The organism is Pseudomonas sp. LBUM1648 (assembly GCF_059716145.1).
In genome coordinates this window covers 3,246,816-3,260,665 of record NZ_CP166808.1, presented here as the reverse complement: position 1 = coordinate 3,260,665, position 13,850 = coordinate 3,246,816, and the positions used below count along the sequence as shown (strand labels likewise).

Sequence of the window (13,850 nt, the reverse complement as noted above, 5' to 3'; positions counted from 1 at the left end):
CCTGCGCCATGGCTATCGCAGCTAGTAACATTACTGTAGAGATGTAGCAAAACTTCATTGGCACAAGAGGTCGACCCTGCAAACCAGCCGCTGCGCCACACTTGGTTTTCCGCTCTATCTTGAGGGACTTAAGCGCCCTGCCGTCAGCGATCAACGTATAATGCAGCCCCTTTCAAACGTTGATGAAGCTTTCAGATGAAGAAACTGCTGTACGCCCTATCGCTACTCTTCCCCCTAATCTCCCCTGCCTTTGCCAGCCCACCGGCGACATTCACCGAAGCGAAAGTCATTGCCAAACAAAAGGTCTACCTCGACCAAGCCAATAGCTCTATGGGCGAGTTGTACTGCGGCTGCAAATGGACGTGGGTTGGCAAATCTGGTGGCCGTATCGATCCGGAATCATGTGGTCTTAAGGCAAGAAAGCAAGAGACTCGGGCAGAGAGAACTGAGTGGGAACACATTGTTCCAGCCTGGACATTCGGCAACCAACGTCAATGCTGGAAAAACGGTGGTCGAGAGAACTGTGTCGATGATGATCCGGTATTTCGAGCAATGGAGGCAGACCTGTTTAACCTCTACCCGTCCGTAGGTGAAGTGAATGGCGACCGCAGTAATTTCAACTACGGCATGGCCTCCGGAGTCGCTCCGCAGTATGGGCAGTGCAAGACCCGGGTGGATTTCGATCAACGCGCAGCCGAACCTCGTGATGAGGTTAAAGGGTTGGTAGCTAGAACCACCTTCTACATGTTCGATAGGTACAAACTCAACATGTCTCGCCAGCAACAGCAGCTACTGCTGGCTTGGGACAAGCAGTACCCGGTTTCGCCTTGGGAGAAAGAGCGAGATCGACGCATTGCCGCAATCATGGGGCACTCCAATCCATTCGTGACTGGTGAGCGTCAATGGTCACAAGGATACAAGACGGTTGGTGATGGGGTAGTTGGTGCCCTCCCTGTTAATCCTCCGAAGGCAGCGGCCCAGCCAACCCTTGCGAGTGCGAACGGAGTAGGCACTATCATCGGCAACAGAAAGAGTCAGGTGTACCACCTCTCCGTGGGATGTCCTGGTTATGGTCAGGTGTCCGCGAAAAATCAGATCTCGTTCTCTTCGGAATCTGAAGCCCAAGCAGCGGGATACCGCAAAGCAGGCAATTGCAAATAGTTGCTGCACCTAGTAGGTCGACCTCGCACAAGCGAGGCCGACTGCATTTTTACCGGTGCTATCACATCGATTTACGAGAACTTATCTAGGGCCTCACTACCAGAACTATAGGCCACTTCGTTCTGACACTGGGTTGAGGTGCTTTGCTTTGCTAATGACTGCATTCTAGTAAAGAGGCCACATCACAATAAATCGAGGTCTGAGTGGTCGACCACGCGATCTCATCGCATGCCAAAAGGAACTAGAGCAGGTCGTCCAATATCTCGCTTCTACTCGCTCTCTCATTTAACCTTTCATGCGCATCGCTGAAATGCTGTCATGGAACACGAAATCAGGAGTGCAGCATGAAGTGGTTCGGTCGATTGATAGGACTCGTTTGTCGGGACAACATATCTGGCCAAGAGCAGGCCAGAGAACGGGCGTTCATAGCTGCCCTCAACAATCTGAAATCTCTGCGCGTGACACCAGACGGCGGTATGTCGATTGATCCTGATGAGATACGAGAGCAAGTTATAGCGAGTCGCCGGTCACTCAAGCGTTTCGTACGATAACCATTTGCGATTCATTTGGCGTATTGAGCTGAGCCGGTGGCTCGAAGGAACGATAGAAGGACAGCATTGCATCGCGCTCGGCTACCACCTTGTGAATCACACAGGCACTCCCCTCGCCGCTTGCGCCCAGGCGCCTTCTTAGCCGGCCAGCATTTTTAACCATTAGCGCATTTGCGTGCCAGGGAGTTATCTCAGCGGCAGGCACATGTAGAGGTTAACAGCAGCGACCTTGAGCTACGGTGCTGCTTCAAGATTGCATCGCGGCGGGCGGGAGGACTTCCAACCGGCGTAGAGTAAGACCGCAACATCGGTCGCGTCGGACGCGCCAAAGCCTGTCGTTCAGGAGAGAGCTTCGGGCCATGGATGAGGATGGGTGATAACTGACCTCAACGCACGAATTTGGTACTGGTCTTATCTATAAATCCCCCCAACGTGCTCGCTACCGTCTGCAGCTCTGCCTCAAGCCCAGGCCCTTTCCCTACAAATGAATCGCTGAAGAGTTTTACCAGAACCTCCAATGTTGAGATGGCTGAAGGGAGCGTGGATGCAAACAGCTTGAACGCCGTCGCCGCATCCAGATCAATCGAACCGACTCTCGGAGAAAAAGGCACGGCGTGCTTCTCTACTACACGACCAAAATTTCTGTTCGAGCTCGCGATGACAGGGGCGAGCATGACCCAGGCGTCCGGCATCATCTTTAGTGATTGCTTGTTGATGACATGATCCGCATCGAGGGTTGAGTCAAAAGTCTTAAGCAGGCTCCGCTCTTGCTCTCCTGCATTTTCCCATGTGGCTGCACCAGCCGATGAGGAAGCTGCCAGACAGTCTGCGGCCATGGCTCTGAAATCACTGACTTGCTTGGCCCGGCGCTCTGCGGGCATTTTCTTGCGAATCAGCCCACGCTCCAAGGATTGGGCTACATCTTCGTAAACTGTGGCGGCAGCGTCCAGCACGCTCGCAAGCCCTCGATCTTGCCGAAGATAATTAAGCCACAGAACCATAAGCTCCCTGTAGGGTGAAGTAGCTTTAACCCAAAGGAAGGAGACGCCTACCATCTTTTCCGAGGAGAACGTCTGACTGACTGTGATAATCGCATCAGTTGTAATGGGCCAGATCTTTAAGCGTTGAGTTCCCACCCAATCGTAAAGCTCAGCTTCGGAGCTGAAAGCCCCAGGTAGGGCGCTAAAGGAATCACCATGCTCCACAACCGTCTTTACTGAGGTTTGGAAGTTTAAATAGCAATAGACATGATGATCCCACCTTGCTCCGGTTGAGGCCGCATGCTCCATATGCTCAACCAAGGTTTGGGTCAGTGGGGATGCCATGTAGATTGTCACCTGATGTGGTTTGAGTGGTGGTTCGAAAAACTTGAATAGACCGCATGGGCTTGACCTGCAGTGGTCAACTAATCCCCGACACGACGTTAAGTTTTTTCTCGGCCTGAGCCGGGGCCAGCCCATTATTAAACTGATGCGGTCTAATCCAGTTGTAACTATGCATCAGGTAATAACTGATGTCGCGGTGCGCCTCTCGAGCTGTCATTTAGCCCACGGTCGGTATCCATTCAGTTTTCAAGCTGCGGAACACACGCTCCATCGGCGCATTGTCCCAACAGTTCCCACGACGGCTCATGCTCTGGCGCATGCGGTAACGCCAGGGCAGTTGGCGAAACTGGTGGCTGCAATATTGCGAGCCCTGATCCGAGTGAAACAGCAGCCCTTGGGGGGCCGCAGTGCGAGGCGAGGCAGATGTTCTGGAAAACCAATCAGCCGAAACATATGCCCGAACGCGGCCCCTTCTTGTTGCCATCAAACCAAGCGTTGCGGGGATGGACAGCGGCTACGAATTAGGAGCCCCCATGCTTGCAGGCCCTCCCCCGAATAGTACACTGATGGCCTATAGCCAGACACTAGGATGCTAGAAGTGTCCGTAATATCTGGAGCGCAACCGTATGGGATACCACGCAGTCGCAGGCAGGGCGGCCGTGGCTTCAGGCTCGATATGAAATGGGATCGGATCCGGCTTTGACATGAGGAGTGAGTATGGGCATCAAAATGGATCACGCCTTCGACCAGAACGGCGATAGATGGGAAGCAGACACATACACCAAGGGCACGGGTGCCGAACCCCTTCAATGCAAATGCGGGACACCAGTCGCTCACAACCCACCGTACACCCGGGAAATGTATGACAAGTCTGTTTTCGTCCAGGGCTATTTTCGCCTCTATCCCAAAGGAGCTCATGCTGCGAATTGTCGATTCGGTGTGGACGAGGAAATTAACGAGATTGCCAGCACCTCCGAAGATCTGATCGAGAGCATCCAGCACAATCGCTACCGGATGCGTCTGGTCATGATCAAGGAAGCCCTAGAGAAAGGTGGTCGGAATTTCGAGGATGATGGGGGCACTCGGGCGACAGCGGGGCGGACTTACACCAACAACCCAAATCTTCTTCCTGCGTACATCAATTCCGCCAAGCGAGCCCTTAAGCTCCGCGCGCTCTGTGACAAAGACCAGGACATAGAACAGCATCTGGAGCTGGTGTTTGAGGGCAACGTGAAGGTCGCCTGGAATCAGTTCTATTTCGAGCCGGAGCGCCACGCAGAAGCTTATTACGCAGTGTCGCACAACGCCGTTCAACACCCCATCGCGATTCAGGGTGCGGTGTGCAGCGTCAGGACTGAAGTCAGGGGTGACAAAACTAAGAACGTTATCAATCTGCAGATGAACAAGTTCCGAGTCGATCCGGATGACGAAGAAAATGGCATTGGCCTGGAGGTGAGCATTTGGGCCAGGGATCCAGCGTGGCTCAAAGGCATTGAAAAGGACGATGAGGTCGTAGTTCTGGGCATGTGGAGACACTCCACAACCCCACCCGAGAAAGCCCCTAGGGAGGGACGCTTCAAAACCCTCACTAAACGCAGATTGACGTTGACCTTAGTTCTGAAAGCTCAGGTCTCCAAAATCGACCAATGAACGTTTACCCCCGCTGCCTAAGGTCAAACAGGAAACGCTCATGCCGACCATAACCAAACTCGTGCTGCACAATTTCAAAAGCTTTTGCGATCTGACTCTCCAGTTTGATGCCGGCACTAACGTATTGATCGGGGACAATGAGACGGGCAAGAGTAGCGTCCTACTGGCCCTTGACCTCGCATTGAGTGCGAGTCGCAGCCGGGTCGAAACCATTAGCTACGAAGCGCTACTGAACCAATCTGCAGTGAGGAAATTTCTGGCAGGCCCAGCTCGACTCGATTTGCTGCCAGAGGTGATAGTGGACGTTTTTCTTGAGGCGGGTGATGACCAAGGCCTGTACGGACGCCAGAACTTCACGGGGGCAGACAGCGATGGTCTGCGCATGGCCATCGTCCCCTTGGTGGAGGATTTCGGCGGAACAATTCTTGAACTGCTCCGGGATAACAAAGAGAGCTTTCCATACGAATACTACGCGGTGCAGTTCTCCACCTTCTCCGGTGCACCCCACGTCAGTTATCGAAGGCCTGTGAAACACCTACTCATCGACAGCTCTCGAATCGACACCGAATACGCCGCGCGTGAATACACACGGACTGTGTTCGGATTTCACACCCAGGTGCCAGACCGCCATCGACTCGAAAACCAATACCGTCAGGGCAAGGAAGGGTTCCAGAGAGAAAATCTCAAGGAGCTGAATGCCACGCTGGGCGAGTACCAGTTCGCTTTGCGAACCAGCGTGCGCTCGAATCTAGAAACTGACCTGGTAATCACCAAGGAAGGGATCCCAATCGAAAACCGTGGCAAGGGCGAGCAGTGTTTCATCAAGACCAATTTTGCGCTGCAGAAGCATGATGCCAGAGGTGGGCTACACGCGTTGTTACTCGAAGAACCCGAGAACCATCTGAGCCACACGAACATGAAGCGCTTGGTAGAGCGTCTGACCCGCACCCAGGGAACCCAACTCTTCATCGCCACCCACAGTAGCCACATCTGCTCACGACTTGATCTTCGTCGTGCCCTACTCCTTGGAACCGAACAAAAGGCAGGTCGACTCAAGGATCTGACGGAGTCCACTGCCGAATTTTTCATGAAGGCACCGGACAACAATGTGCTTGAGTTTGCGTTGTCGAACAGGGTCATTTTGGTCGAAGGGGATGCCGAATTCATCCTTCTGGAACATTTCTACAACAAGCACGCGGGAACCAGTCCGCAGTCAGACAACGTCCACATCATCTCGATAGGTGGTACCAGCTTCAAACGTTATCTAGAACTCGGCAAGCTCCTTGGGATCAGAGTCGCGGCAATCCGGGACAACGACCATGACCATCAGCAAAATTGCGCCGAGAACTACAAGGCGAGCCTGTACGACGGTGCCCGGATTTTCTCTGACGAGAACAATGAGCGCTCTACGTTCGAGATCGGCCTTTATCTCGACAACCAAAAAATCTGTGACGATCTATTCGGGGGATCGCGCAAGACACTAACGGTTCAGGACTACATGCTCAAAAACAAGGCGGATGTGGCGTTTGAGCTCCTTACGAAAAATCGAGAGAAACTCGTTGCACCGGCCTACATCCAGGAGGCGATCCAGTGGATAAGAGCGTGATTTTCGCGGTCGCCGGATCCGGGAAAACCAGCTTGGTGATTGATCGCCTGAGCCTTGGCCAGCGCGCACTGATCGTCACCTATACCGAGAACAACTATCGCCACCTTCGACACCGCATCATCCAAAAATTCGGGACGATTCCGCCCAACATCACTGTCATGACGTACTTCTCCTTTTTGCACGGTTTTTGTTACCGCCCACTGCTGCAATTAGAGCTGGATACCCGGGGCATGAACTTCCGACTACCAACCAACCATCGGACACCGCTCAGCGACATGGCGCGCTTTAGGGATGGCAGTCGAAGGCTCTACCACAACCGCCTGGCTAAATTGCTGGAGGTGAGGAAATGCATACCAGCCATACGCGCGCGGGTCGAGCGTTTCTATGACTGTGTCTACGTCGACGAAGTGCAGGATTTCGGCGGCCACGACTTCAACCTACTGCTGGATATCTCGAAAGCAAAGGCGGGTATGACCTTTGTTGGAGACTTCTATCAGCATACTTACGACACCAGCCGGGACGGCTCGGTTAACAACTCGCTGCATGACGACATCACCAAGTACGAGAAACGATTCCGTGAGGCCGGAATCAAGGTGGACAAAACCACTCTGGGGCACAGCTGGCGGTGCTCTACTACCGTCTGCGATTTCATCAACGCGAAGCTGCAGATCCCCATGGGGGCGCAGCAGGAGCGGGTCAGTGAGATCATTACGGTCGAAGAACCTGGACAAGCCGCAACCCTTCACGCCGACCCAAACGTCGTGAAGCTCTTCTTGAAGGAACACGACAAATACGATTGCCACTCGCTAAACTGGGGAGCAAGCAAAGGCATGGATCACTTCGAGCACGTGTGTGTCGTATTGGGAGCCGATACCTGGAAACGATACCAGAATGGCAATTTACACGAAGCCAATCCTCAAACTCGGAATAAGCTGTACGTGGCCTGCTCGCGCGCAAATGGCGACCTTTACATCGTTCCCGACAAGCTTTTCAAACCGTTCAAGAAAGCCCGGTAGCCGGCTTAGTCGTCTTTCTGGGCAAGATGATGGTGGTAGCTACATAGACCTCCAAAATCTTGGTCATGGACGCCTAGGCTACTGCTGCACACAGCGCACCCCGTATAGTCCAGTTCTGCAAAGCAGATTGCACATTGCCCATGCTCCACTAGAAAGGTGTCGTTACCGCACTCGTGGCACGTTTCGCTGCAAGCATCCCCACCATCTTTTACGTTCACGTAATTGATGCCGGCTAGCGATTCCACTAGGGCAGGCACCATAACCGCCTCGTAGCTGCTGGATTCCAGGCACACCATGCAGACGAATTCCAAGCCCTCGGGGTCGAGCGTCGGATCGTCGACCCTAACCAGCTGAGAGTCGCACTTGGGACAGCGAATTTCGTCAACAGCATTGGCAAGCTCGGGGAAAACCCAGTCAATTTGCTCCAACGACTCCAAGCATGCTTTGTATTGTTGTGCGTAGACCTGCTCGACCTCCACTAGGGATTGCCAGCATGACCGCCCCAACAGCTTCGCAGGATCTTCGTCCAAGTGGGGCTGGCAGAACTGGATGATGAGCTGCAACGAATTAGCGATGGCCTCCTGCATCTGGGAGTGGGAGACCAGGCTGTAATAATGCTCAGTTGAATTCCGTATTTTCTGAAGATTTTCAAGCAGCTTCCATTCAACCCCCGCAATGCCGAGCGATGTAAGCCTATTCTGGATCTCCATGTAATCAACGGTTTTCTTGCCCTTGCCCTGCCAGATCACGGCCTGGGTCTGAGGGTCGATGACTGGGCTGATATCGGTTTTCAACAAAACCTCATCCGACCCAGGTGGACTGAGTTGCTGCAACTTACATTTAAATAGCAGCAGCAAGCCCGCATAGAGGTTGCGAATTGCCGAGAGCACCCGTCTCGGATCGTCGCTATGGAAATCCTCCACCCCAAGCTGAATGGATGTGACAGCGTTCTGCATCATGCTCATTCGTAAGGCTCCAACGAACCTACCTGCTCCAGATTCGACAACCGTCGCTGTGAACTGCTATCCGAGGATAAACGCAGTGATGCCCAGGCCTTGGTATACGCCGCCATGGCATCCGCCCTGCGTCAGCCTGGGTTAACAGCTTACTGGGTTGGCAGATCATCTATCGACGAGGGCACCCTAGGCCGAGGCCCTGGCAGATAGCTGAAGGCTAGCATCAGCCCAGTCGACTGGTCTGCTAAATGGGTGTCCGGTTTCATTAGACCACTACACACAAAGCTCGATACCATCGAGAACACTTATGTCGTCGAGCACTCTGGGGCTTCCTGGCAAGAGAGAAGCTAGTGCCCAGAGCGCCTTTCGTCTGGCCATCTCTCGATAACTGAACTCTTCCCCACGACTCATCGCAATCAATCTCCAACCGACTTAGAGTCTGCTGTCAGGCGCTGGTAAAGCTCAGCAAGAAGTCTGGCATCGAGCAAAGCATGATGTGGAAGTTCGGGAAGCGCAATATCACCTATGTCGTCGGCTTCAAAATGCCTGAACAAGTGGATGAGATTGGTAGGCCTGTTCTCCAAATGACTCGGCCACTTGTGATCGGCATACGCGAGCTGGCAGAAGAAATCCCAGTCCCAGTCTGGAGCGTCGGAGCACACTTCGAGTTGGCCTTCGATACTGCCCAGGAAAGCGCTCAGCGCAGCTTGTGCATCCACAAGTGACATTCCGTAGCGAGTTAGACTCAACTGCGGCAAGACATGCTGGATTACGAAGTCACTGCAGTCTTCCATCTGGTAGGTATCGGTCAGTTCTACATAGAACTCGTCTCCCGCTTCTGAGACCAATGCTAACGAGATCAGCTTTGTATCCTGGTTGAGCTGAGTGAACTCACAGTCCAAAAATAGCTTCATCCTCTACTCCCTGTGAGTACCTGGTTCATGCATGCCGGTGTACCTTTGCCAAAACGATCAAAGCCGGCAGGTTTCTTTTATGACTTTAACCCAAACCAATTCCCCTTAAGGGAGTTAGTCTAAATGGCTAAAGCGGCTTGGCTGCCGATTCCAGGTAGAATAAAGGTTTTGCCCATCCCAGTAGCTCACGCGCCCCTGATCATCCAGTGACCGTTTTGCGCGGAAGACCGTATCGGCATTTTTAGAAGAAAGTACCCGGTTATCTAAAACTGGGATCTCATGCCCCTCGAGTCCATGAGTGTCTTGGCTGATAATCTGTCGTGGCAGACTCATGAGCAGAGCTGCGTGCTTGGTTTCTTTGAGGACGAGCGCAAAGCTGTTGCCGATGGTGCGATAGCCAGTGTGAGCGTGAACGACTAGCGCGTGACTGCCACCTTCAATACGATGCAGAACCGATAGTAGATGCGCATCCGACACTAATACGGACTTGTCTTGAACAATACCCGCCTGCGCTTGCTGACACCACTGAGCGACGTCCGCAGAGGTCTTCAGTTCCAATATTCCTGATGATCGATGTGCAAAATTCTGCGCCCCCTGTAAATAACGGGAGGTGGTGACAAATATGCCAAGGTCTGCACCGTCATTTGCTACCGCCCCGCGCAAAGCCTGCACCGCCTCAAGACCTATGGGTCGATTAGGGGCATATCGCTTAGCTTGGACATAAGCCAACGTATCCCCTAACGGACTCCGCTGAAGTAGTTTGACGTCAACCCCTCCATCTCCAACTCCCGGCCCCAGCGCTGATTCATATCCCAAGCTCTGGAACACGCGGTAAAGCAATATTTCGAATTCGCGGTGATGCAGACTGTAAAGCCGATCAGGGCGAGCTTGAAAATACTGATAGAGCTCAGCGTAGATATCGGCAAAGTCTTCGATGATCAGGCTACAGACCCATTTCCAGTGAAAGAAGTGGTCGTAAGCTTCTTGGAGCTCTTCGGTTGTGGCGTAGAAGTAGTAGGAGTAGCCGTCGTAGTTGTCATACCAAAAACCATGCGAGTCAGCGATTGCATCAAGCTCTGCTCGAAGCTTTGGATCTAGATCCTCATCCAGCATACGTGCGAGCTCCCCACTGCTGTAGAGAATGAAAACCACCGCCCCTTCGCCAGGTTCTCCTTGTACACGCGTCGCATAGGAGGTGAAGCCGCTGTCATACCAAAGATCGTTGGTAACAGCCCAAGCTTGTAAGTCTTTTTGGGCGGCTACGATTTTCCGCTCAAGGTCTCGATCCGTGTATGCGCCCAATCGCCCACCCCTTCTCCATTCCATCAGCCCCACCATGGTAGGAGCAGCCATTGAAGACTAATGACGTCCCTCTCCAAGAACGTCAAGTGAAGCCAGCAACTTCTCAAGCTCTGGCAAGTTCGCTGCCTTCAAAATATCGTACTCCCCGCGACTGCTCAGCATGTAGACATCACGAGCCTTCTTGATTCGTTCCAGCTGCGGCACTATTTGCCCAGAAGTCATCCCCAGGAAATCATTGATGTCAGCCCGTGTTTGGGGAATTTTGTACCCCTTGGACGCACTGGTGATGATTACATCGGAATCGCGAAGTTTTGCAATCCCGCTTGACTTGATTTTCTGGTCGCTAAGATCGCCGAACCCACGATCAGCCAGATGACTCTTTATGTCACCCATCGTCACGTAATCCTTACTGACAAACTCGCTTTGGAACCGAAGGTAGTCAAGGATGCAGCGTTGTAAGCGCTCATCTTCGTCAGGATGTTTACCTATCTTGGCGATGAACTGATCCGCCTGCTTAAGTGCCTCCTGATGCACTCGATAATCTGCGTACTGAGAACGGTCGGCAGGAGCAGCAAGCAACGATTGATATTTCGGCGGCCATTCAACGAGGCCTAGCGTCAGATTACGCAAAATCCTTTTATAGGCTTTAACGACCTCTTCTCCAGCTTTACCCTCATAGATCTGGGCGACCGAACCGGCGAAAAAATCTGCTACCTGTATGAGGACGTCGTCTTTGCTGCTCTTGGTCTGAAAGGATTGATCATCTCCAAACAGATCATCAACATAACGGGCCTGAACATACGCTTTCAGGCTCTCCTGGAACTCTGCACCGCCGTGTTCATCAACGGTCATCTGCAGATTTGGGCGGTCAACAAAGAGTCGCTGATAGAGCAGGCCGTTGACATGCTTAATGAAAGACTTTTTGAACTGAAGCCCTCCATCCCTGTACACCCTCGACTTGTCGACGACCGTGAAGTAGACCTTCAGAGGAAGCTCTGCCAAGTCACTTAGGATGCGGACACGCCGTGCTGCATCCTTGACCTTCACCTTGCTGGATTTGATCTCACCTGTCTGGAAATGTCGCACTCGCAGCGCTTCAGCGAGCTCATAAGCTCTTCCCAAGCTTGCTTCAGAAACAAGCACTGAGCACACAACGAAAAACCCGGAACTACCCTGCTTCGAGGTTTCTAGATCATGATTTCCGGATTCGTCGACAAATGCATAAGTCCTTTCCAACCCAGATACTCCTTCTCGCGTAGAGGCTTTGCTCAGCCACGAATCCACTGTAACCCACCCGGAACCGAGCCGTGCGCGAATTGAGCCAAGATGCCATCATGCAGGGTTTAAGTAGAACTGCTTGCCTCCTGAACAAGCACGGTAGGAAAGCGGATACTTAGGCCTTTTGATTCAGTAGCCCTCACTTCTGCAACGATACCCAAGCGAGAGGTGCCAGCATGCCCCGTCAGATTTATAGGACAAAGCCGCCACGCTGGCTCCTGGCGATATCAAGTGAGGTTACGCGAGACTCGGAAGGATTCCATGCCCCATCCACTGTTCGACTTTGACCTCAAACGCGTCTCGCGCCAGCACTACATAACAGGGAAAGCCGCCATCAATTTCCCCCATCCTGGAAGCACTACGGGTGGGTGGCACTTCCTTTCTTATTTTGATCGGGAATCCGGCGTGGCTAAGGTGTCCTTGGCAGGTATCCATTATCCTGACACCACCGCCTACTTTGGTGACCTTGGCATCATCGACGTGACCGATGAGCTAGCAAAGCGTGGATGGTCTATGGATGGCCATCGCCTGTTCATGGCCGATCACTACAGAGCCGCTGCGGACATGATCGTTAGATGGGCATTGAGTGAGTCCATCCACTGCAGCGTCGAGGTTGATGATTGGTTCTCCTCTAGAGCTGAAAGACAGCGACTGCTTGAGATTCTAGATACAGGAAAGTCAAAGCTTTCCGAGGTTGGTAGATTGCAAAAGGTGGAAGCTTGCCTCCGTGCGCAAACCTGAAGCTCGGGTAGATAAGTATTACCCATCGCGTGCTCCACAGACCAAGCACGGCGGGCAAGCAAAGACGGTGAGTGCAGCATTCTGGCCCCCTGTCAGCCCTGGTCGTGCTCTGCCAAAACATAGGGCAAACCCGCACCGCTTGAGACAGCGGTGAGATGAACTAGGCTCTGTGCACCATCCCAAGGAAGACCGCCATGCCAGATAATTCGAACTACAAGATCGCCACGGCGGACACCCTGACATTGCTGCTGCATAACCAGCACGCACTAGGTGCAGCAATAGAAGAAATAACCAAGTGGCTTTCAGAAAATGGCGTGGGAAGCGTCGCCGCTCATGCGATGTCGGCCATGGAAGCGCTGGACGCAAATGCTCAAGCCATCGCCGATTCCATCTTGAGGATTCGACAGTCTTAGGTGCTGCTACCCCGAGCCCTGCGCACCTATCGCACACTGCCAATTCGACTGAACGATAAGGAAAAGAATGTTCCCACCAATGGAGAATCCCAACCTCGAAATTACCGCCACTGAATTCGAGTTCTTGGTCAGAGACTGGATCCTCAAACAGGGAGGTAAACTGACGTCGCTGGAGGTGACGCACGACGTGAAGGTCGAGGCCTACGACTCAACCTACCAGATAGACGTGCTGGCAAAATTCCAAGCCTTCGCGGGCGCCGAATTTATCGTTCTGATTGAGTGCAAAAAATACCGTGACGCAGTCGAGCGGGAGCTGGTTCAGGTGCTGCACGACAAGGTCAGATCTGTGGGCGCTCATAAAGGAATGCTGTTCACCACATCAGGATTTCAATCCGGAGCGATAAAATATGCAACAGCCCACGGTATCGCGCTTGTATCGATAATCGACGGTGCAGCAACCTACCATACCCGCTCGGCTATTGCCGTTGATGCGAAGCCACCGGCGTGGCTAAACCTTCCGAAATTTGCGCTCTGGCACGTTGCTGAGAACGACGCAGGCAACATCTCGATGAAGTCGCTGGGCCGTGCTGATACCGAAATCAACGAGATGTTCAGCTAGAAAGATGGAGGGAGCAGACTTGGCTCTAGACCAAGAGCAGGCCGCAATCGAGATGGTACAGGTCATCGGTGAAACCCGTCTTGGCTCCAAATTAGAGGCAGCGCTTCAGCAGTTCAAGAGTCTCGAAACCTCCCACATGCACTCGCTTTCTTCGTCAAGGTAACTCCCTTAAATAGCCCACCTCGGCGTACATAGCTTTAGCAAGCTACAAGGTTCGTCTCGGTCTCACTAGAGCATGAAACCCAGACATATCGTGATAGGCTTCCATGTGCCCAGAATTGCTACTTCCAGCGTATCCACGACTCAAATCAGGAACGT

12 protein-coding genes and 1 pseudogene are annotated in these 13,850 nt (G+C 52.9%); 7 read left to right on the top strand and 6 right to left on the bottom strand.

Features of this window, described 5'->3' with window-relative positions; translation table 11 throughout:
* Nucleotides 1-195 precede the first annotated feature (195 nt).
* Nucleotides 196-1,161: an endonuclease gene (locus ACA043_RS14955; RefSeq protein ID WP_497657285.1), complete on the top strand. Its 966-nt coding sequence runs from the start codon at nucleotides 196-198 to the stop codon at nucleotides 1,159-1,161.
* 937 nt (nucleotides 1,162-2,098) lie between these two features.
* On the opposite strand, the gene ACA043_RS14950 is transcribed toward ACA043_RS14955, so the two are convergent.
* Nucleotides 2,099-3,037, bottom strand: a complete 939-nt coding sequence (locus tag ACA043_RS14950) for a hypothetical protein (protein WP_497657284.1) — start codon at nucleotides 3,035-3,037, stop codon at nucleotides 2,099-2,101.
* A 76-nt stretch (nucleotides 3,038-3,113) separates the two neighbouring features.
* Nucleotides 3,114-3,437, bottom strand: a pseudogene (locus tag ACA043_RS14945) (integrase core domain-containing protein); the annotation flags it as partial.
* A 317-nt stretch (nucleotides 3,438-3,754) separates the two neighbouring features.
* Between ACA043_RS14945 and ACA043_RS14940 the strand changes: the two are divergent.
* From ACA043_RS14940 to ACA043_RS14930, 3 genes are read left to right on the top strand one after another with little or no spacing between them, the layout of a single operon-like run.
* A complete protein-coding gene (locus ACA043_RS14940; RefSeq protein WP_497657283.1) occupies nucleotides 3,755-4,687 on the top strand; it encodes a hypothetical protein in 933 nt (310 codons plus the stop codon).
* A 40-nt stretch (nucleotides 4,688-4,727) separates the two neighbouring features.
* On the top strand, nucleotides 4,728-6,293 hold the full coding sequence (locus ACA043_RS14935) for an ATP-dependent nuclease (RefSeq protein ID WP_497657282.1): 1,566 nt from the start codon (nucleotides 4,728-4,730) through the stop codon (nucleotides 6,291-6,293).
* Complete coding sequence (locus tag ACA043_RS14930) at nucleotides 6,278-7,309, top strand: DEAD/DEAH box helicase family protein (protein ID WP_497657281.1); 1,032 nt, start codon at nucleotides 6,278-6,280, stop codon at nucleotides 7,307-7,309. Before ACA043_RS14935 ends, ACA043_RS14930 begins: the two co-directional genes overlap by 16 nt.
* A 5-nt stretch (nucleotides 7,310-7,314) precedes the next feature.
* On the opposite strand, the gene ACA043_RS14925 is transcribed toward ACA043_RS14930, so the two are convergent.
* The 4 genes from ACA043_RS14925 to ACA043_RS14910 form a co-directional block, all read right to left on the bottom strand.
* On the bottom strand, nucleotides 7,315-8,274 hold the full coding sequence (locus ACA043_RS14925; protein ID WP_497659612.1) for a hypothetical protein: 960 nt from the start codon (nucleotides 8,272-8,274) through the stop codon (nucleotides 7,315-7,317).
* A 407-nt stretch (nucleotides 8,275-8,681) separates the two neighbouring features.
* Nucleotides 8,682-9,179 carry a hypothetical protein gene (locus tag ACA043_RS14920; protein ID WP_497659611.1) on the bottom strand — a complete coding sequence of 166 codons (498 nt, stop codon included), beginning with the start codon at nucleotides 9,177-9,179 and terminating at the stop codon, nucleotides 8,682-8,684.
* A gap of 114 nt (nucleotides 9,180-9,293) precedes the next feature.
* Nucleotides 9,294-10,532, bottom strand: coding sequence for a restriction endonuclease (locus tag ACA043_RS14915; protein WP_497659610.1), 1,239 nt, complete (start codon nucleotides 10,530-10,532; stop codon nucleotides 9,294-9,296).
* Between the two features lie 6 nt (nucleotides 10,533-10,538).
* Nucleotides 10,539-11,717, bottom strand: a complete 1,179-nt coding sequence (locus ACA043_RS14910; protein ID WP_497659609.1) for a DUF3800 domain-containing protein — start codon at nucleotides 11,715-11,717, stop codon at nucleotides 10,539-10,541.
* A gap of 303 nt (nucleotides 11,718-12,020) precedes the next feature.
* On the opposite strand from ACA043_RS14910, the gene ACA043_RS14905 reads away from it, so the two are divergent.
* From ACA043_RS14905 to ACA043_RS14895, 3 genes are all read left to right on the top strand, one after another.
* Complete coding sequence (locus ACA043_RS14905) at nucleotides 12,021-12,500, top strand: hypothetical protein (RefSeq protein ID WP_497659608.1); 480 nt, start codon at nucleotides 12,021-12,023, stop codon at nucleotides 12,498-12,500.
* Nucleotides 12,501-12,694: 194 nt separating this feature from the next.
* Complete coding sequence (locus tag ACA043_RS14900; protein ID WP_497659607.1) at nucleotides 12,695-12,913, top strand: hypothetical protein; 219 nt, start codon at nucleotides 12,695-12,697, stop codon at nucleotides 12,911-12,913.
* 67 nt (nucleotides 12,914-12,980) lie between these two features.
* Complete coding sequence (locus tag ACA043_RS14895) at nucleotides 12,981-13,532, top strand: restriction endonuclease (protein WP_497659606.1); 552 nt, start codon at nucleotides 12,981-12,983, stop codon at nucleotides 13,530-13,532.
* Nucleotides 13,533-13,850: the final 318 nt, after the last annotated feature.

Excerpts from the sequence above, each read along its gene's own strand:
- ACA043_RS14950 (WP_497657284.1), bottom strand. The coding sequence starts at position 3,037 with ATGGCATCCCCACTGACCCAAACCTTGGTTGAGCATATGGAGCATGCG.
- ACA043_RS14920 (WP_497659611.1), bottom strand. The coding sequence starts at position 9,179 with ATGAAGCTATTTTTGGACTGTGAGTTCACTCAGCTCAACCAGGATACA.
- ACA043_RS14905 (WP_497659608.1), top strand. The coding sequence starts at position 12,021 with ATGCCCCATCCACTGTTCGACTTTGACCTCAAACGCGTCTCGCGCCAG.
- ACA043_RS14955 (WP_497657285.1), top strand. The coding sequence starts at position 196 with ATGAAGAAACTGCTGTACGCCCTATCGCTACTCTTCCCCCTAATCTCC.
- ACA043_RS14895 (WP_497659606.1), top strand. The coding sequence starts at position 12,981 with ATGTTCCCACCAATGGAGAATCCCAACCTCGAAATTACCGCCACTGAA.
- ACA043_RS14915 (WP_497659610.1), bottom strand. The coding sequence starts at position 10,532 with ATGGCTGCTCCTACCATGGTGGGGCTGATGGAATGGAGAAGGGGTGGG.
- ACA043_RS14900 (WP_497659607.1), top strand. The coding sequence starts at position 12,695 with ATGCCAGATAATTCGAACTACAAGATCGCCACGGCGGACACCCTGACA.
- ACA043_RS14940 (WP_497657283.1), top strand. The coding sequence starts at position 3,755 with ATGGGCATCAAAATGGATCACGCCTTCGACCAGAACGGCGATAGATGG.
- ACA043_RS14935 (WP_497657282.1), top strand. The coding sequence starts at position 4,728 with ATGCCGACCATAACCAAACTCGTGCTGCACAATTTCAAAAGCTTTTGC.
- ACA043_RS14925 (WP_497659612.1), bottom strand. The coding sequence starts at position 8,274 with ATGAGCATGATGCAGAACGCTGTCACATCCATTCAGCTTGGGGTGGAG.